Genomic DNA, 18912 nt, shown 5'->3' on the forward strand with positions numbered 1-18912 from the left:
CCAATATGGCCGCCTTTTTTGTTTGTGCACCACCGATCCTTTGATCGATCTAGAGCTTGCCCACCCAGCAGAGACCTGCTGGGTGGAAATCAGCTCAATTACTCAGTGCTTGCACTCAGGGTAACGCCAGAGTAGGCAGAGTAAGCGCGGATACTGATATACCAAGTTCCAGCATCCGGATTACTGATGGTGCAGCTTTCGTCATTGCCCCACTGGTAGGGGCGGCAGTCGTACGCTGTACGGGTAGGCTCTTGGCTGTGGCGGACATAGAGATCTGCATCTCCGCTGCCACCTTCCATTACGGCGCTCAGGGTAGAAGCTCCAGCGTCAACCTCAATGGTGAAGTGCTGCCAGCTGTTGCGGGAACCAGAAAGGTTGGTTTCTTCCCAGCTGTCGCTACCACCACCGCCACCACCACCACCGGTGTAACTGCCTACCAGGGTGACATCGGAGAAGGAGGAGTAGCCGCGCACCATGACGTAATAGGTTCCGCCCTGAAGGTCAGCGTCAGCGATATCACAAGTTTCATTGTTGCCTGAAGTGTACGGACGGCAATCATAAGTGCTGGTGGTTGGAGCATTGCCGAAGCGAACATAGAGGTCGGCATCACCGCTTCCGCCTGACATTGCAAAAGACAGGCCTGTGGCATCTGCGGGTACATCCAGGGTGAAGTGAACTTCATCACCACTGCTGCCCTCAATATCGGTCTCGGTAACCCCGTTTTCGAGTTCTCCGCCTTCATTACCACCACCACCACCACCGCCGCCACCGCAGCTGCTGGTGGAAACGCCTACCGTGGAGAATGCGGCAACAACGTCATCAGTGTCGTAGCCTAAATCTGATGCTGCAGAGAAAACACCACAGGCACCATCTTCAAAATCAGTATTGGCACTCCAATACATCTGGTTGGCAAGAACAAAGGGGTCGAATGCTGTGCGGGTATTCCAGCCGCTGGTATTCGCCAGTAGGTAGAAGGCCCGGTTAAAGACGCCGGAGCTGTAGTGTACGTCCATGCCGTTGTAGTAATCATCAGCATGTCCGATGGAGCTGCCATCGTCAGTTGGATCTTCAAAGTAGCGGAGTGCTCCGCTGGACTTAAAGATTTCGGCCCCTACCAACCAGTCATTGCTGCCGCGCATATAGTACTCGGCAGCTTCACCGGCAATATCAGAGAAGGCTTCATTGATACCGCCGGACTGATTGTAGTAATTCAAGTCCGAATTTTGCTCGGTAAAGCCGTGGCTGACTTCGTGAGCGGAAACATCGAGGCTAACCAGTGGATAGAAGTAGCTCTGGCCATCACCAAATGTCATCTGGCTGCCATCCCAGAAGGCATTCTCGTAGTTGTTGCTGTAGTGCACCCGCATTCTCAGTTTTTGTGTGAGAGGGGATGTGTTGTACCAGTCGCTATAGAGATCAAAGACCACACCGCCAAAGAAGTGTGCGTCATTGAGTGGTGAGTAAGCGCCGTTGATTGACTTATAGTCATTGTCCGGGCAGGTGAACGAGTGGATGCTACCGCCATTCGTGCTGTGGTTCATATCAACGGTTTCTACATTGTCCGTATCCATGGCACAGCTGTCGTCAACAATCATGTGGGGGTAATCAGTACCGTACTCGTAGCGCCCGGTCTTTGAATTGCCCCCTGGGCCTGTCGCATTTTGTGCAAAGTTCAAGCCGTCCCAATGCTTGAGAACTTCGCCAGTCATTGCATCGATAAAGTAGAAGGGGCGTGTGGGTTCATCGCCGTACTCAACCCAGTTGACCAGGTAAGCCAAGCGGGCATTGTCTTGCTCATCGATATAGACGTAGAGTTTCTTTTTGGGGTTATGTGCTTCCAGCTTCAAAGCCTGAACTGACAAAGCTCCCTGGATAACGCCCTGCTGCGTGCGCCAGTTGATCTGGTGGTCCATTGCCCGCTCAATAGCATTATCTTCATTGATAAATGCTTTGATATTGGGTACTTCCAGTTCCAGCCCAGTGATGACATTGCCGCGAACCTCAGTAATCAGCCCCTGCCCGGAGCTGGTTACTGTTTGGCCGTAGACAGGAATGCCTTTGTGAGTCTGTTGGTAGCGGGCTACGGTTTTGCCGTTGACGAGAGTGCGCTCACGAACTTTTTCGAGCGCCATATCCGATCCGCCGGTGGCAGCTAAAGTTTGTGGTGAGAGCATGTCCGCCGTGGCGGGGACGCGCTCAACAGCATGTGCACTAATAGCCAAGGCTAAAGTGCAGCTTAGTCCTACAAAATGCTTCATTGCTAGCTTTCCCTTTTATAGCTTTTTTATATATGAATCCGCCGGTATACAGCCGTATTTCCCTTGTGGGGACCGTATTAAATCTGGTTGGCCAATACAGGCTGGATTTTTATGTGGTAAGACAGCAGAAGATAACCGTCGCCAGGAAGGGACCGCGGTAGCGGCAGTGGCGTTCGCTTTCTCAAACCGGTTGCCCTAATTAATTGGGCAACTTGAGATTACCCTGCATACGCATCTAGGCAACAAAAAGGTGATGGCAAACTAATATATTTGAATTGTTTTCGATATTTTTGCTCGGATCGTCACAAATCAGGAAGTGATGTTCTGCCTGTGGGGAGGGAAAGATGAGTTGTTTTTTCCGAAAAAATAAATTTGGCGATAACAGTTTATTATTTCTGTTAGCTTTTAGTGGAACGGTTATTTATACATTTAATAATAGAAATTCCCTCTCCCACGAACTGATCACACGATTAAACTCCTCATATTCATTTCTCTTGATCGCACTCCAGGCTTTTACGAATTTACTGCCAAACATTTCTGTTGCTTCATCACAATCTGATAGGAGTGTCAGGGCATGTTCCTGGGTGCGGGGAAGTGTAATTGACTCTTTGGAGCAGTCGCCCTGATAAGGTGCGCTCGGTGCGACTTTATTGGTCATTCCTAAATACCCGCAGGCAAGAGAAGCTGCTATGGCAAGGTAGGGATTACAGTCCGCCCCGGGAAAACGATTCTCAAGACGTTTACTTTGTGGCGAGCTGTCGGGAACCCGAAGGCCTGTTGTTCGGTTGTCGTAACCCCAGTGGAGACTGGTGGGTGCGGCCATTTCAGGTGTGAAGCGGCGATAGGAGTTTACATTTGGAGCAAAAAAACTAATAAAACCGGGAGTGTATTTCTGCATACCGCCAATAAAATGCAAGAAATTATTGCTCTCTTTTCCTGTATTATCGACAAAAATATTTTCACCGGTTTTTCTATCCGCCACACTCTGGTGTAAGTGCAGTGCGCTTCCAGGTTCGTCTTCCATCGGTTTTGCCATGAAGGTTGCATAAATGCCGTGGCGAAGAGCCGTTTCGCGCACTGTGCGTTTAAAGGTAAAGACCTGGTCAGCTAAATGAAGTGGATCTCCATGTAGAAAGTTAATTTCCATCTGGGCAGTGCCTGATTCGTGGATCAGTGTGTCGACATCAAGCCCTTGAGCTTCACAAAAATCATACATGTCTTCAATGATGGGCTCGTATTCATTGGCTGCATCAATGCTATAGGATTGTCTGGTTTTTTCTGTGCGCCCCGATCTTCCCACAGGCGCGGATAGCTTTTCATCCGGATCCAGGTTTCTTTTTACAAGATAAAACTCCACCTCAGGGGCGACAATAGGTTCCCATCCTCTGTCTGCATATTTTTCGAGGACAAATTTTAAAATATTACGGGTGCTGATAGGGTGAGGATCCCCATCTCGAGAATGGCAGTCATGAATGATTTGCGCTGTCGGATCATTGGCCCAAGGGTTTAGGCGCACTGAGTTGGGGTCAGGGATTAGGAGCATGTCGGTGTCTGCTGGATCAACAAGCTCATTGTGTTCGTCGACATAATCCCCCGTGACAGTCTGTACCAAAATGCTTTCCGGTAAACGGCTGTCTTGAGTTAAGAACTTATCGGTGGGGGTGAACTTTCCTCTGGCGTTACCTGACATATCGGGAACAAGGCATTCAACTTCTGCAATATTGTGATTTGCCAGCCAGTTTGTAATTTTATCCATTGGATAGCCATTGCTTACTTTTTCTTCCTGAGTGAAATTCTATGATCAGTGCCGGAAAGCGTTGCGCTGAAAATAATTTCTACAGTGTAAATGAACTATATACTGCCGATTGGAACAGGGCCGTTTATTTAAATGGCATTGAGGGTGTCTGGTAGAAATATGAAGGTGATGAATAGGTTGGATGAGCACACGGAATCCTATTATGCCGCTACAGCTAACGACCTTCAGGAGTATCCATGCCTGGAGGGTAATGTGGAGGCAGATATCTGCATCGTTGGTGGTGGCTATACGGGACTCTCCAGTGCTTTGCACTTGGCAGAGCGCGGCTACCGTGTGGTGATTCTGGAGGCCAAAAGGATTGGTTGGGGCGCATCAGGAAGGAATGGGGGACATGTCGGTGTTGGACAAAGGCGAAGTCAGGGGGATCTGGAAGCCATGTTCGGATTCGACATGGCTAAGCAGCTATGGGATTTAAGTATCGATGCTGTTCAATTGGTGGAGAGTTTAATAGTCAGGCACCGGATTCCATGTGATTTAAAACGTGGGATTATGCATCTGGCGGCAAAGGCCAGCCACGATAAGTATCTGAAGGGTGAAACTGACAAGCTCAGGGAAAGATATGGATACAGGCAGGTTGAATATATAGAGAAAAAAGAAGTTCGGGAGCTTGTTGGTAGTGAGCGATATCTTGGTGCTCAGATAGATTTTGGTTCACTACATCTCCACCCACTCAATTTTGCTTTAGGGCTTGCTCGTGCAGGAGCCTCTGCAGGAGTCCATTTTTTTGAGCGCAGTGAGGTGCAGGGATACTCGGCGTCTTCCCCTTTTACGATTTCAACTGCGCGAGGACAAGTAAGGGCTGAAAAGCTGATTTTGGCTTGTAACGGGTATTTGGGAAATCTTGAGTCCCGTTTGGCCGGATGGATAATGCCGATAAATAATTTTGTGTTGGCGACAGAGCCTTTACCTAAAAACCTTGCCCGGGAAATCATTGCTAATGATTTTGCAGTGCAAGACACCCTACATGTTATTAATTATTGGAAACTATCAGGTGATAACAGGTTAATTTTTGGTGGCGGGGAGAATTACACCAGGCGCTTTCCTGAGGATATTCGTAGTTTCGTCAGAAAGTATATGTTGAGAGTTTATCCACAGCTGGAAAATACTGGTGTTGAATTTGGCTGGGGAGGAACACTGGCCGTTACCATGAATCGAATGCCTTGTATGGGACAGTTGCAACCGGGTTTGTATTATAGTCAGGGATATTCTGGGCATGGAGTGCCCACTGCAACTTTAGCCGGTAAGCTTTTAGCTGATGCGATTTATGGGGAGAGTGGAGGTTATAATATATTCGCTTCTCTCCCCAAAATTGATTTTCCAGGTGGGACTTTGTTGAGATGGCCGGGTTTGGTTTTGGGGATGCTCTATCACAGCTTATTGGACAAAATTGGAAGATAGGTCCAGGAAGGATTAGGCAGGGAGTGCCGACACGCAAGTGTCGACACTGGCCATATATGTTACTGGCTCTGAGCGGAAAGAGTCACTCGTCTGTACGAAGTATAGCCTTGAATACTGATATACCAGGTGCCAGCGGTAGGGTTACTAAAGCTGCAGCTCTCGTTATTCCCGTTTACATATGGGCGGCAGTCCCAGTCACTCGAGGTTGGTGTAGCGCCGTAGCGGACATATAGATCGCCATCACCATTGCCTCCAGACATATCAATATTCAAAGATGAAGCGCCTGAAGGAACATCCAGGGTGAAGTGCTGCCAGCTATTACGGCGACCGGATAGGTTGGTCACTTCCCAGCCATCAATCTCTCCGGGGTCATCCGTACAGTTACTGATAGATACGCCTACAGTATCAAAGGCGGATGCGACAGTTGTAATATCATAGCCGAGATCTTCAGCCGCAGACAAGGCACCGCAAGCACCTTCAGCAAAGTCTGTACTTGCATTCCAGTAGGTTTGATTTGCCAATACAAAAATATCAAAGGCACTTTGTGTATTCCAGCCATTTGATGTTGCGATCAAATAAAAGGCACGGTTAAACACGCCTGAGCTGTAGTGCACATCCATGCCATTGTAGTAGTCATCTGCATGGCCAATTGAACGGCCATCCTGAGTGGGGTCGTCCATGTAGCGGAGAGCGCCACTAGCTTTGTAAATGTCGGCTCCCACCATCCAGTCGTTACTACCTTTCATATAGTATTCTGCTGCCTCTCCGGCCATATCAGAGAAGGCTTCATTGATGCCGCCTGATTGGCCGGAATAGGTCAGGTTTGAGTTTTGTTCAGTGAAGCCATGGCTAACTTCATGAGAGGAAACGTCCAGGCTGACAAGTGGGTGGAAGGTTGTATAGCCATCACCGAATGTCATCTGGCTGCCATCCCAGAATGCATTTTCGTAGTTGTTACTGTAATGAACCCGCATTCTTAATTTTTGTGTGAGTGGTGATGATCCATACCAGTCACTGTACATATTGAAAACTACATTACCAAAGAAGTGGGCATCATTCAGTGGAGAGTAGGCACCATTGATTTCTTTGTGATCGTTATCAGGACAGGTAAAGGAGAAAACACTACCACCACTGGTGCCGTGGTTCAGATCCACAGTTTCAACATTGTCAGTGCTCATGGAGCAGCTGCTGTCGACCTCAAGGGCAGGGTAGTCGGTACCGTATTCGTAGCGTCCTGTTTTCTCATTGCCTCCAGGGCCTGTAGCATCCCGGAATGCCAAACCATCCCACTGTTTGATCACTTCGCCAGTGAGTGCGTCAATAAAATAGAAGGGCCTGGTAGGTTCTTCACCGTACTCAACCCAATTTACCAGGTACGCCAAACGTGCCTGGTCATTTTCATCTACGTATACATAAAGTTCTTTCTTTTGGTTTTGAGCATTTAGCTTTATTGCAGGCATAGACAATGCGCGTTTGGTTGAGCCATTTTGCTCACGCAAATTTAATTGGTGAGTCATGGCTCGTTCGATCGCATTGTTGGCATCAATAGAAGCGCGTGCGTTGGGAACCTCAAGTTCAAGGCCTGAAAGTACGTGGCCCCTTACTTTCTGGGATGAACCATTTTGACTGCGGGCAACTGTTTTTCCCCAAACAGGAATACCTTTGTGGGTTTGTTGGTATCGCGAAATAGTTTTTCCATTGGAAAGTGTGCGTTCGAGTACCATTTCCAATTTCATATCTGATCCGGCAATGGAAGCCAGTGACTGATTGGAAAGCAGGTCCGGTGTGACCTGAATACGTTCTGCTGCCTGGGCGCTAATGGCTAGGGCAAGCGTGCTTGCTACTCCTAATAATAGTTTCATTTTAGCTTTCTCTTTATGATTATTATTGATGTGGCCAATATAGTGTGGAAATTTATAGTGAAATTCACTTTTTCGGTTTCTGGCCTGTTAGTTTTCACCATTGAAAATGTCTTGCATTACTATCTTTAACTTGTGCGAATACAATAGTAAGAGATTTTCTGGGGTGTTGAATTGTTTGCCGTTACAAGGCGGAATAACAATATCCGCTACTATTATTTCTGACAATATGCTTTTGTCGCGGAAATTGTCATTTGAATATTTATGTTTTTATTTTGATGTGTGCGTCACAAATCTGTTGTGTTTATGTCTGGTTAATAAAGGTAGGTATAAAGGGGAGTTTTGTCAGTAGTTTTTAGATATGGTGGGGTCTATTGTATGTTTTATATTGTGTGTTTGTATTTGGTGCGAAATTTTTAGGATTAATTTAAATTGCACTCATGGAGGGCTCAAAATTGATTTCATTGTATTTGCCATTATAAAAACAAACTAAAGGATTAAATTTGAAAGTTGTTTTTAATTCTTGTTGCTTAGATTTTCTGAATGTTAGAGGTGGTTTTTGCTGTTCCACCTAAAGCGTGTATTTATCCGTCTTAAGACTCTTTTTAGTCCCGGTCTAGAATGGCTTTAATTTTCAATTATCTCTTGGGTTAAATCTTAATGGTTTTAATCCGATTATTGTTTTGGTTGATGAGTGCTCTGTTAAAAGTTGACTTGATCTGTCTTGTTTGTCGATATCCTCTTATTTGTAGAATTTAGGCATGTGGTTTACCTTAAGCGTCCACCTCCCTGCCGGTCGAGTGATGATAAGAGGCTGCTCTGATTGCGGAGGCTGCCCGCTTTAGGCCGGAAGAGAGACTCCTTGGTTCTGATAGATTTGAAAATGTGGAGATAGATCAATGGCGGTGCGCCCTGACAAGTTAGTAATTGCTATATCTTCCCGCGCTTTATTTGACCTCGGCGATAGTCATAAGGTCTTTGAAGAGCAGGGCTTGCACGCTTTCTCTCAATATCAGGTCGAGCGGGAAAATGACATCCTGAACAAAGGCGATGCCTTCCTCTTAGTGGAAAAGTTCTTGAAGATTAATGATCTTCTTGATGGGGACCCCCGGGTCGAGGTAATCCTACTCTCAAGAAATAGTGCTGACACTGGATTGCGAGTATTTAACTCCATAGAACACTACGGACTAGATATTACGCGGGCTGCTTTTTGTAATGGTGAGAGCCCGTATCGCTATATAGGCCCCTTTGGGTGCAATCTATTTCTTTCCGCAGATGGTGCCGATGTTCGTCAGGCTTTGGAGCAGGGAGTTGCTGCCGCAACTTTAGTGGCGGGTGCAAGCCGTGAAAATCGGAACGATGTTTTGCGATTCGCATTTGATGGTGATTCAGTCATATTCTCGGATGAGGCTGAGAAAATCTATAAAAGAGAGGGGTTGGCGGCTTTTACCAAAGCCGAGCGAATATCAGCGCAAAAACCTTTGGGAGGAGGGCCCTTCAAGGGGTTTCTTGAGGCGCTTCAGCGGTTGCAAGCAGAATTTGACATGGATGCCTGCCCAATTCGGACAGCGCTGGTAACTGCTCGCTCTGCTCCGGCCCATGAGCGGGTTATCAGGACCCTGCGGACCTGGGATGTTCGGGTAGACGAATCAGTTTTTCTAGGGGGGTTACCGAAGGGTGAGTTTTTGCGCGCCTTTGGTGCCGATGTCTTTTTTGATGATCAGCCCAGTCACTGCGCCTCTGCTGCTGAACACGTGGCAACAGGCCATGTTCCCCATGGCATAGCTAATGTTGAAGCCTAGATAGTTGTGGGCAATTTAGTGGGCGTTATACGGTAAAGGGTGCATTGCACCACTATGGAGCAATGTAGCTACCGACTAGAAAATAAAGCCGACAGAAAGCCCAGGATCCCCCAAAGTTGATTGACACTTTCGTCTCTACCACGGATATTCAACCGTCCATTGGCCCTGGCTTTGATTCACTGCTATTCTTTTCTCGTATAACTCAAGATAGTTTTTATAACTATCGATCAAAAAATGGCATTACTCGCTCTCGGCCAGGAGCGAACTTAAAGAAAGGGAGGATCTATGAAGCTGCAGCAGTTGAGATATATCTGGGAAGTGGCACATCACGACCTCAATGTTTCTGCTACAGCGCAGAGCCTCTATACCTCCCAGCCGGGAATCAGTAAACAAATTCGCCTTCTGGAGGATGAGCTTGGCGTAGAAATCTTTGCGCGCAGTGGCAAGCATCTCACGAGGGTGACCCCGGCAGGGGAGGCAATCTTAAAGACTGCCGGCGAAATTATGCGCAAAGTGGAGAATATCAAACAGGTTGCGCAAGAGTTCAGCAATGATAAAAAAGGTAGTCTCGCTGTAGCTACCACTCACACCCAGGCGCGCTATGCCTTGCCCCCGATTATTAAGTTGTTTATAGGTCGTTATCCGGAGGTTTCCCTGCACATGCATCAGGGAACCCCTATGCAAATTTCTGAGATGGCGGCAGATGGCACTGCAGACTTTGCTATCGCTACCGAAGCTCTGGAGCTTTTCAGCGATTTGGTGATGATGCCTGTCTACCGCTGGAACCGCTGCATTCTGGTACCGAAAGATCACCCGCTTTGCCAGGTGAGTAAGCTATCCCTTGAGGACGTGGCGAAGTACCCGATAGTTACTTATGTATTTGGGTTTACCGGCCGCTCCAAGTTAGATGAAGCTTTCTTGGAGAAAGGGTTGTCACCTAAGGTAGTCTTTACCGCCGCCGATGCTGATGTAATCAAAACTTACGTGCGTCTGGGATTGGGAATTGGCATTGTGGCTGATATGGCCGTTGATGGCGAAGATGAGGACCTTGTGGCTCTCGATGCCAGTGATCTATTTGAATCGAGTGTTACGAAAATTGGCTTCCGTAAGGGGATTTTCTTGCGGGGCTTTATGTATGAGTTTATCCAGCAATTTGCCCCCCATCTCAGCCGTGAGCTGATTGACCAAGCGGCACAGGCGACATCCCGTTCTGAGGTCGATGCGCTGTTCGCCGATATGGAGTTGCCGGTTTACTAGAGGTGCTGTTGAAGGGGGAGTGCCGAAATAAAGGTAAGGGATGGAGGCTATGAAGCCTCCATCTCGATCAGGGGGCGCAGCACTTCTTTGGCGAACTTGAAGTAAACAGTAAAAATTTCTGCTTCCTTACCTTCGCGCTCTACGACAAAGAAGGGCGCTCGCTCCACCTTGTACTGCTGAGCCAGCTGTAAACCCGGGCTTTGCGGGTCACGCAAGTCGGCGATAAGTGTCTGGTCGATAAATTGCATTTGGCCATTTTCTTCCAGCTTTTCTTCAACGTCGCGACACTTGGCGCAGGGCGAGCCGTCGGCGAGAATTTTCTTGACCAGTGTGATCTTCACGATAATTTCCTTGATCCAGTGCAATGCCATTAAAGGCAAGATGGACTGAATCTATCAGAACCCCTAATAACTTTGAAATATCAATCGCCGATACCTTTATAACTAAAATTTGTAGTGATGCTACAAAAGGCGCCAAAACAGGCTAATTTTTGGTCGCTTTTCGGCGGTTTGATACCTACTGCAAAAATTGTTCAGTTGTTTCCAGTAGTAAGCGCACCTTGGCCAAGCACTCCTGATGCTCTGAGGTGGGATCGGAATCTGCAACGATCCCACCACCTGCCGCGCAGGTTAGATGTCCATCGTTGGCACTGAAGGTCCGGATGGCGATATTGGTGTCAGCGCGGCCACAGCTGCTGATGTAGCCAATACTGCCGCAATAAATCCCCCGGGGACTGGATTCCAGCTCCCGGATCACTTCCATTGAGCGTCGCTTTGGAGCACCTGTGATAGACCCGCCGGGGAAACAAGCTTCGAGTAATTCGCTATAAACTGACTCTTCGGGTAGCTCACCAGTTACTACGCTGACCAAGTGGTGGACATTGGCAAAGCTTGCCAATTGGAATAGCTCGGGAACACGTACGGTGCCACTGCGACACAGCTTGCTCAAATCATTGCGCAGTAAATCGACGATCATCAGATTTTCCGCCCGGTCCTTGGGGCTTCTCTGCAGCGAGAAGGCGGCGCGCTGATCTGCCATCTTGTCAGCGTGTCTTGCTGCAGTGCCTTTAATCGGTTCCGTGCGTAAACTGGCGCCATCAGCTCGGATAAATCGCTCCGGCGACATACTGAGCAGGCTGCCATGGGGCAGGGCCATATAAGCAGAAAAGGGACCGGCAGCTTGAGAGCGCAATGCCAGGTAAGCTGTTAGCAGATCGCCGCTGTAGGGGGCCCTGAAACGCTGGGTAAAGTTTGCCTGATAGATATCGCCGGCGGCGATATATTCCAATATCTGCTCAATTTGTGCCCGATAATCATCTGCACTCAGTTCGTGCTCAAATGGTGAAAGCAGCCGGAAGTCTCCGGGTGTAAGCGGAGTCTCCCAATTGATAGCTTTAAATCGCTGTATCAATTCGCGAACTTGCTGTGGGGGGCAGGCGGGGTGGAAAACCAGGTGATTGCTACCCAGTTGGTGGTCGGCAATAAAGGCCCATGTGTAGAGCCCAAAAAAGCCTGCGGGCAAGTCCGTAGGGCGCATATCTGCCGGTAGATAATTGCCCTCTACACCGAGTTCATAACCAGCGTAACCAATAACCCCGCCGCAAAAAGGCAGTTGTGAGTCCCTGTCCTGAGGGCAGAGTTCGCACACCAGGTCATCCAGTCGGGCAAATGGCTCGGGTGTGTCGGCACTTAACTCAAGGGTATTTATCGGGTCGGCACTAATGATGTCATAGCGCCCACCCTCCGCGAGAGGTCGACCGCTGTCGAGCCAAACGGGGATAGGTAAATCCGCTATCGCCGCAAATGCGGCGGGCGTGTTTAATGAGTAGGGCAGAGAGACAATTTGCATATCAAGCTACAGCAGTCCGGAAGACGGCGCACACTACACATTTTGCGGCGGCAATTAAAGGGTGTGTGGCTCTTTAGTCAATCCTGCGCTCAATACCGGCCTGAGACATCAGGCGGGTGGCGAGTTCCTCCACCGAAAGTTGGGTTGCATTGAGGAAAGGCACCTGGGCCCGCCTCAGCATTTGCTCAACTTGGCGCACCTCGAATTCACATTGTTCCTTAGAAGCGTAGCGGCTGTTGGCGCGCCTTTCCTGTCTAATTTGCATCAGACGCTCGGGCTCGATTGTCAGGCCAAACAGCTTGTTGCGAAATGGGCGCAGGATCTTGGGCAGGGTGGTGGAGTCCATATCCTCTTCGGTGATGGGGTAGTTTGCCGCGCGCAGGCCAAACTGGAGTGCCAGGTACAAGCAGGTAGGCGTTTTGCCGGAGCGGGAAACGCCCAACAGGATCACATCGGCTTGCTGGAATTCGCTGACTCTGCGGCCATCGTCATTGTCCATGGCGAAGTGCACTGCATCAATCCGGTCGGTGTAGCGGCGGTTGTCGTCAATGCCGTGAGAGACGTTGACCATCTGCGCTGGATCCCGGTTAAACAGATTGGCCAGTGGCGTGAGGTAGTTCTCGAAGATATCGAGCATCAGCGCAGAGCTTTGGTGCAGCTGTTCCCGGATCTTGTCAGAAACAATGCTGGTAATAATGATCGGCTGTAAACCGGATTCATCGGCTGCTTTTTCTATGCGTTGCAGGGCCTGTTTAACTTTTTCGGTGGAGTCGATATAGGGAAGCGTGACCTGCTCAACTTGTTGATCGCGGAATTGTGCGAGTAGGCTGTGGCCAATCGCTTCGACGGTGAGACCGGTTCCGTCGGAGATAAAAAAAGCCGTGCGCTTGTCTTTTGCCATGTTTGTTCTCAGTTTGTCGGCGTGAGGGGGCTATTGTAGGGGAGGAATGGGGCAAAGGTCTTTTATTCTGGCGTTTTGCAATTTTTGTAGAAAATTTACAACATTTTGGCCAATTTTTACGGGCTATTTTTTACAAAACTCATCCTTATAATCTGCCGCCACTCAACCTGAATTTTAGAGGGCCTTCACTTGACGAACTTCACGATCGACTTCGCAAAACTGGGCATGGCCGATGTCGACAAAGTCGGCGGCAAGAACGCATCACTGGGCGAGATGATCTCCTCTCTCGCCGGTGCCGGCGTGAGCGTACCCGGTGGATTCGCTACCACCGCAGAAGCCTTTAGGGCTTTCCTGGCTCACGAACAGCTGGAGCAGCGTATAGCCGAGCGTTTGCAAGGATTGGATGTTGGTAATGTCACCGAGCTGGCCCAGGCGGGAGATGAAATCCGCAACTGGATTTTACAGACTCCGTTCCCCGAGCAGCTGGAAAAAGAGATTCGCGAGGGCTATGAGGCCCTGGGTGGTGCGGAAACTGCTGTTGCAGTTCGCTCCTCTGCAACCGCCGAAGACTTGCCGGATGCGTCCTTCGCCGGTCAGCAGGAGACCTTCCTGAATATCCGCAGTATCGACGCTGTATTGAAGGCAGTAAAAGAAGTATTTGCTTCCCTCTACAACGACCGTGCTATCGCCTACCGCGTGCACACCGGTTATGCGGATGTGGGCGTTGCCCTGTCTGCCGGTATCCAGCACATGGTACGCAGCGAGACTGGTGCAGCGGGTGTAATGTTTACCTTGGACACCGAGAGCGGCTTCCGCGATGTAATCTTTATCACCGCCGCCTTTGGTTTGGGCGAAACCGTTGTTCAAGGTGCGGTTAACCCGGACGAATTTTACCTCTACAAGCCAGCCCTGGATGCGGGCCGTCCTGCGATTCTGCGCCGTAATCGCGGCAGTAAAGCGATCAAGATGGTTTACGACGAGAGCGGTGAATGTGGTCGTTCCGTGAAAACTATCCCGGTGGCAGACGAAGACCGCCAGCGCTTTGCCCTCAACGATGCGGAGCTGACAGACCTGGCAATCCAGGCCCGCAAGATTGAAGAGCACTACGGTCGCCCGATGGATATCGAGTGGGCTAAAGACGGCGACAGCGGTAAGTTGTTTATAGTACAGGCGCGTCCGGAAACTGTACGCTCTCGCGATCAGGGCACCAGCATCGAGCGCTACAGTTTGCAGGAGCGCAGTGACGTATTGTGTGAAGGTCGCGCAATCGGCCAGCGCATTGGCGCGGGCCCCGTTCGCAAGCTGGAATCCGTAGAAGATATGGCGCTGATGCAGGATGGTGAAGTCCTGGTTACCGACATGACCGACCCGGATTGGGAGCCGGTCCTGAAGAAAGCGAGTGCTATTGTTACCAATCGCGGCGGCCGTACTTGTCACGCGGCAATTATCGCTCGTGAGCTGGGCATCCCCGCAGTTGTAGGTTGTGGTAATGCAACCGAGCTGCTGGAAACCGGCACCCCGGTGACAGTTTCCTGTGCGGAAGGCGATACCGGTTTTGTAATGGCTGGTGAACTGGAATTCCAGCGCGAGGAAACTGAAGTTGCGGAAATGCCGGAGCTGCCGTTCAAAATTATGTTGAACGTGGGCAACCCGGATCGAGCATTCGCTTTCAGCCATCTGCCGAACCAGGGCGTTGGCCTTGCACGCCTCGAGTTTATCCTCAACCGCATGATCGGTATTCACCCGAAAGCACTGCTCGAACTGGATAACCTGCCGGAAGATCTGCAGCAGAATATTCGCGAGCGTATCGGTGGATACGATTCTCCAGAGGACTTTATTGTCGAAAAACTGGTGGAAGGTATCGCTACCTTGGCTGCAGCTTTCGCACCGAATCGCGTCATCGTACGCTTGTCCGACTTTAAATCTAATGAGTATGCGCACCTTGTGGGTGGCCAGTTGTACGAGCCAAGCGAAGAAAACCCAATGCTTGGCTTCCGTGGTGCAGCTCGCTACCGCTCCGAAGATTTCCGCCAGTGCTTTGCCCTGGAGTGCCGTGCACTGAAGAAAGTCCGCGATGAAATGGGACTGACCAATGTGGAAATCATGGTGCCCTTCGTTCGCACCCCGGAAGAAGCTGAGGAAGTAGTCGGTCTGCTGGCTGAAAACGGCCTGCGCCGTGGAGAAGGTGGCCTCAAGGTCATTATGATGTGCGAACTGCCGTCTAACGCTTTGCTGGCGGAGGACTTCCTGCAGCACTTTGATGGTTTCTCTATCGGTTCCAATGACCTGACCCAGCTAACGCTTGGTCTGGACCGCGACTCCGGCCTGGTTGCCGATTTGTTTGATGAGCGCAACCCAGCGGTCAAGGCACTGCTTTCCAGGGCGATCCAAGCCTGTAAGAAAGCGGGTAAATATGTAGGTATTTGTGGTCAGGGTCCTTCTGACCATAAAGACTTCGCCCGCTGGTTGATGGATGAGGGGATCGACAGTGTGTCCCTGAACCCGGATACCGCAGTAGATACCTGGCTATTCCTGGCCAACGAGGAAGGTTAATTTTCCTCCTAAAGCGGCCCAATTGTGGGCCGCTTTCCCAATTATTCCCCCGCTATATTTAACTGTAATTTTTCTGCTGAAGCGGTGTTTGCCTTGGTGGAAAATGAGTCCGTTGTTGCCGTTAAACTCAGAAACACCTGATTTTGTTCTGCTAATTGTGTTTGAAAAATTTAAACGACACATTATCCAAAAAATACAAACCTCTATCAGCTGATCCACACAGAAGAATTCATTCTAAATCTTTCCGCTCGCCTCAATAGAATCGGAAGAGTCTTAAGGTTGCGTGTAAATCGAAAAACAGATTGCGCAATGTGCTCCGTAAAAATGTTCGCCGTGGGCCCTGGCCCCACTGGCGCGCACCTGAAAATTACCGACAGACTGTTTATCTGTTGAATTCAGGGCAGGGTACCCAGACTCGGTGAGGTGAGCTATGCAAACGAGTAGACAGATTCAAATCCCCATACTTCATGTCTTTTTGATGATGTGCCTTATGGCTTTAATGGCAGCGCCGCCGGCAGATGCAAAGCCACGCGCATCTAATTGGTTTGATGATCGCGCCGCAGCCAGGGGTGGTAGTCCATCAATTAGAATTGATTTAAGTGAGCAGCGCGCATATCTGTATAAAGGTGGGAAATTAGTTGGTGTCTCCCGTATTTCTTCGGGGAAGCGCGGTTATAGCACACGCCCCGGACATTTTCGTGTGTTGTCCAAACACCCTTATCACCGCTCGTCTATTTATGGCAGTTTTGTTGATAGACGCACTGGCAGAGTCGTGAGATCGAATGTAAATACTCGAAAGCATCGTCGCCCTGCGGGTACTGTGTATCGTGGAGCAAAAATGAATAACTACATTCGTTTTAATGGCGGTATCGGTCTGCATGCCTCTGGCCACGTGCCCGGCTACCCCGCTTCTCATGGCTGTGTGCGTATGCCCCCACATATGGCGAGAAAGTTCTACCAGCATGTGCGTGTAGGCACGCCGGTTCGTGTAACACACTAGTTTCAATTTCGTGGCAGCGAAGGCTTGGCCGGGTATTATCCATCGTGGTGATACCCGGTATTTATTTGCCTCTTAGCTCTTCTACTTTTTTCCCGCTATTATCCTTCTCTTCCATAGATTGCTGCGAGAATATTGATGCTCAAGTCAACCCCCGATTTATGTGATGCCTACCCTGATGAGGTGCGAGTAGTTGATCCTATGTTTATCAATTACGGTGGCCGAGATCGTTTTGGTGGGCAGATTGTCACTATCAAATGTTTTGAAGATAACTCCCTGGTGCGAGAGCTGGTGGCTGAACCGGGGCAGGGCAAGGTTTTGGTAGTAGATGCCGGTGGATCCATGCGGCGGGCTTGTCTTGGCGATATGCTGGCAGAAAAGGCGGCTGCCAACGGTTGGGAAGGTATCCTGATGTATGGCTGCATTCGCGATGTAGATGAAATCGCGGAACTGGATCTGGGGGTGCAGGCACTTGGTAGCCATCCAATGAAAACAGAAAAAAAGGGAATTGGTGAAAGAGACCTGACTGTGAGCTTTGCGGGTGTGGATTTCCGCCCGGGGGAATACCTCTACGCGGATAACAATGGTGTAATCGTGGCGGGTAAGGCTCTGACTTAAAAAAGCGCCAGTAAGTCTATTGGGCGGCCTGGAAACTGGCAGCCCAAAAGCGCTGCCAGTTGTTGAGAATCAACTTAGCGGGGATCAATTAGATCATCAGCGGGGTTCTCCGGCATTCTCAGGGACATCAAAAATGCCAAGATCTTATTCTGATCATTTTCACTTAAATACTTGAAATTCTGTGCTGCGTTACTGGCCTCGCTTCCGGGGCTGTCGTGGAGAAAAATGGCTTCTGCCAACGTAGTGGCTCTGCCGTCGTGTAAATAGGGCGCGGTATCGGCCACTCCCCAAAGGCGTGCGGTAATAAACTCACGGTTTTGCTGGTCTGTTTGGAAGAAGGCGTTCTCAGCCAGCCCCTCGCCCATGTCGTGGCGCTTGAGATCAGAGAACATAGCGACCTCTATTCCGCCATTGCGGTTTTGGCGAAAATTTGTCGGATGCTTGGTCAGGTCCACTTCGTAGAAAATGTCTTCAAAGGGAGTTTCTGGAGAGCCGGTAAGTTTATAGGGGAGGGTCCTTCTTTCGGTTACCATCGTTGGGCGGTGGCAGTCGGCGCAGCCGATATCGGAGAAAAGCCTCCTGCCGTCACGGTGTTCTCTGTCATCGATATCAAATGGTGGTTCCAGTGTAGTAATAAAGATGCTTAGTGCGGATAAGTCCCCAACGGTGATTTCGTTGACGACTCCGTCATTATCAGCATCTGCTGTTGCTCCGCCAAAGGCTTCCGAGGCCTGCATCCCCATATGAAATGCCAAGGCGGAGACATCGAACTCCCTGACTGAGGCGTTGTCACCTTTTCGACCAAATGGCCTGACAACCAAATCGTGCTCGACGCCTTCGACATTGGTTGTATCCAAATTGCCGTACTCGTCGGCAATGATGCTCCCAAAACTGACTGATTTTGTTTCCAGTTCAACGATGGTACCGGGGTTGTTGAGGGCGTGTTGTTTAAGATTTTGTAATTCATGGGTCATCTCACGACCAACCAATTCAATCCCCCCAGCGCCAAATAAAAATACCGGATTAATCAGCCGCCCATCAAACTCTGCGATACCGTCAAAGTTTTCATCGATAACATCGATATTGGCGGGACGGAATAATACGCTGGTTCCGAATCCTCCACCTCCGCCAATGCCCAATCTGGGTGGCGTTGTTCGATTGCTGATAACGGTGTGGCACTCCAGGCAATTTTGCGCATCGAGGCCATTGACCCGTAAAAATGTGCCATTACCTTGCAGGGTGGGCCTGTTACCTCCGGTGGGGGAGTGGTTGTCCGGTTCAGAAAAATCGTGGGGGCCATCACCAAAGCCGTCGTAACGATTAAAAGGCGTGCTGAAAATAATCATCCCCGCTTCACGTATTTCGTCGAGGTGGAGTTGTCCCTGGGAAATTTTATCCTGGCTAATCCTATCTTCTGGATTTAAGCGTGGCTCCTCGCCGATTAGATCGGCATAAATTAACGATGGAAGCATCAGGCTGATGCTGGTGAGAGATATTGCCGTAAGTCGATTCATGTCAAAATCCTTGTTTATTTTTATTTTCCTTTCAAAAAGTTATAAAGCTAAGTCCCTGATAAAGAATGGTTATTTAATTGAAAGGAATATG

Annotated in this window: 13 protein-coding genes; 6 read left to right on the plus strand and 7 right to left on the minus strand. The window is 49.5% G+C overall.

Going from position 1 to position 18912, the window contains the following annotated elements; genetic code table 11:
• Window positions 1-98 precede the first annotated feature (98 nt).
• Together ACJJIE_RS04105 and ACJJIE_RS04110 are read right to left on the minus strand one after the other, a co-directional pair.
• Window positions 99-2258 carry a M4 family metallopeptidase gene (locus ACJJIE_RS04105; RefSeq protein WP_444893648.1) on the minus strand — a complete coding sequence of 720 codons (2160 nt, stop codon included), beginning with the start codon at window positions 2256-2258 and terminating at the stop codon, window positions 99-101.
• Window positions 2259-2679: 421 nt separating this feature from the next.
• A complete protein-coding gene (locus ACJJIE_RS04110) occupies window positions 2680-4014 on the minus strand; it encodes a glutamine synthetase family protein (RefSeq protein ID WP_444893649.1) in 1335 nt (444 codons plus the stop codon).
• 168 nt (window positions 4015-4182) lie between these two features.
• Here ACJJIE_RS04110 and ACJJIE_RS04115 point away from each other — a divergent pair, with 168 nt between their 5' ends.
• Window positions 4183-5472, plus strand: a complete 1290-nt coding sequence (locus ACJJIE_RS04115; RefSeq protein ID WP_444894747.1) for an NAD(P)/FAD-dependent oxidoreductase — start codon at window positions 4183-4185, stop codon at window positions 5470-5472.
• A 59-nt stretch (window positions 5473-5531) separates the two neighbouring features.
• Here ACJJIE_RS04115 and ACJJIE_RS04120 read toward each other — a convergent pair whose 3' ends face one another.
• Window positions 5532-7334: a M4 family metallopeptidase gene (locus ACJJIE_RS04120; protein ID WP_282932491.1), complete on the minus strand. Its 1803-nt coding sequence runs from the start codon at window positions 7332-7334 to the stop codon at window positions 5532-5534.
• An 896-nt stretch (window positions 7335-8230) separates the two neighbouring features.
• Between ACJJIE_RS04120 and ACJJIE_RS04125 the strand changes: the two genes are divergently transcribed.
• Window positions 8231-9133: a 5'-nucleotidase gene (locus tag ACJJIE_RS04125; protein ID WP_282932492.1), complete on the plus strand. Its 903-nt coding sequence runs from the start codon at window positions 8231-8233 to the stop codon at window positions 9131-9133.
• A 285-nt stretch (window positions 9134-9418) separates the two neighbouring features.
• Window positions 9419-10390, plus strand: a complete 972-nt coding sequence (gene cysB / locus ACJJIE_RS04130) for an HTH-type transcriptional regulator CysB (RefSeq protein WP_282932493.1) — start codon at window positions 9419-9421, stop codon at window positions 10388-10390.
• Between the two features lie 47 nt (window positions 10391-10437).
• Here cysB and ACJJIE_RS04135 read toward each other — a convergent pair whose 3' ends face one another.
• The 3 genes from ACJJIE_RS04135 to ppsR form a co-directional block, all read right to left on the minus strand.
• Complete coding sequence (locus tag ACJJIE_RS04135) at window positions 10438-10731, minus strand: hypothetical protein (protein ID WP_444893650.1); 294 nt, start codon at window positions 10729-10731, stop codon at window positions 10438-10440.
• Between the two features lie 175 nt (window positions 10732-10906).
• A complete protein-coding gene (gene pabB, locus ACJJIE_RS04140) occupies window positions 10907-12238 on the minus strand; it encodes an aminodeoxychorismate synthase component I (protein WP_444893651.1) in 1332 nt (443 codons plus the stop codon).
• A 73-nt stretch (window positions 12239-12311) separates the two neighbouring features.
• Window positions 12312-13139 carry a phosphoenolpyruvate synthetase regulatory kinase/phosphorylase PpsR gene (gene ppsR, locus ACJJIE_RS04145; protein WP_282932497.1) on the minus strand — a complete coding sequence of 276 codons (828 nt, stop codon included), beginning with the start codon at window positions 13137-13139 and terminating at the stop codon, window positions 12312-12314.
• A 189-nt stretch (window positions 13140-13328) separates the two neighbouring features.
• Here ppsR and ppsA point away from each other — a divergent pair, with 189 nt between their 5' ends.
• From ppsA to rraA, 3 genes are all read left to right on the plus strand, one after another.
• Window positions 13329-15692, plus strand: a complete 2364-nt coding sequence (gene ppsA / locus ACJJIE_RS04150; protein ID WP_444893652.1) for a phosphoenolpyruvate synthase — start codon at window positions 13329-13331, stop codon at window positions 15690-15692.
• Window positions 15693-16182: 490 nt separating this feature from the next.
• Window positions 16183-16692: a L,D-transpeptidase family protein gene (locus ACJJIE_RS04155; RefSeq protein WP_282932499.1), complete on the plus strand. Its 510-nt coding sequence runs from the start codon at window positions 16183-16185 to the stop codon at window positions 16690-16692.
• Window positions 16693-16827: 135 nt separating this feature from the next.
• Window positions 16828-17307, plus strand: a complete 480-nt coding sequence (rraA, locus tag ACJJIE_RS04160; protein WP_282932500.1) for a ribonuclease E activity regulator RraA — start codon at window positions 16828-16830, stop codon at window positions 17305-17307.
• Window positions 17308-17381: 74 nt separating this feature from the next.
• On the opposite strand, the gene ACJJIE_RS04165 is transcribed toward rraA, so the two are convergent.
• Window positions 17382-18821, minus strand: coding sequence for a di-heme oxidoredictase family protein (locus ACJJIE_RS04165; RefSeq protein WP_444893653.1), 1440 nt, complete (start codon window positions 18819-18821; stop codon window positions 17382-17384).
• Between the last annotated feature and the right edge of the window lie 91 nt (window positions 18822-18912).

This window comes from Microbulbifer maximicatervae (SeqCode) (assembly GCF_052467325.1).

Coding starts and splice junctions, on each gene's coding strand:
- ACJJIE_RS04120 (WP_282932491.1), bottom strand. CDS start 7,334: ATGAAACTATTATTAGGAGTAGCAAGCACGCTTGCCCTAGCCATTAGC.
- ACJJIE_RS04125 (WP_282932492.1), top strand. CDS start 8,231: ATGGCGGTGCGCCCTGACAAGTTAGTAATTGCTATATCTTCCCGCGCT.
- pabB (WP_444893651.1), bottom strand. CDS start 12,238: ATGCAAATTGTCTCTCTGCCCTACTCATTAAACACGCCCGCCGCATTT.
- rraA (WP_282932500.1), top strand. CDS start 16,828: ATGCTCAAGTCAACCCCCGATTTATGTGATGCCTACCCTGATGAGGTG.
- cysB (WP_282932493.1), top strand. CDS start 9,419: ATGAAGCTGCAGCAGTTGAGATATATCTGGGAAGTGGCACATCACGAC.
- ACJJIE_RS04165 (WP_444893653.1), bottom strand. CDS start 18,821: ATGAATCGACTTACGGCAATATCTCTCACCAGCATCAGCCTGATGCTT.
- ppsR (WP_282932497.1), bottom strand. CDS start 13,139: ATGGCAAAAGACAAGCGCACGGCTTTTTTTATCTCCGACGGAACCGGT.
- ACJJIE_RS04110 (WP_444893649.1), bottom strand. CDS start 4,014: ATGGATAAAATTACAAACTGGCTGGCAAATCACAATATTGCAGAAGTT.
- ACJJIE_RS04115 (WP_444894747.1), top strand. CDS start 4,183: ATGAATAGGTTGGATGAGCACACGGAATCCTATTATGCCGCTACAGCT.
- ACJJIE_RS04155 (WP_282932499.1), top strand. CDS start 16,183: ATGGCTTTAATGGCAGCGCCGCCGGCAGATGCAAAGCCACGCGCATCT.
- ACJJIE_RS04105 (WP_444893648.1), bottom strand. CDS start 2,258: ATGAAGCATTTTGTAGGACTAAGCTGCACTTTAGCCTTGGCTATTAGT.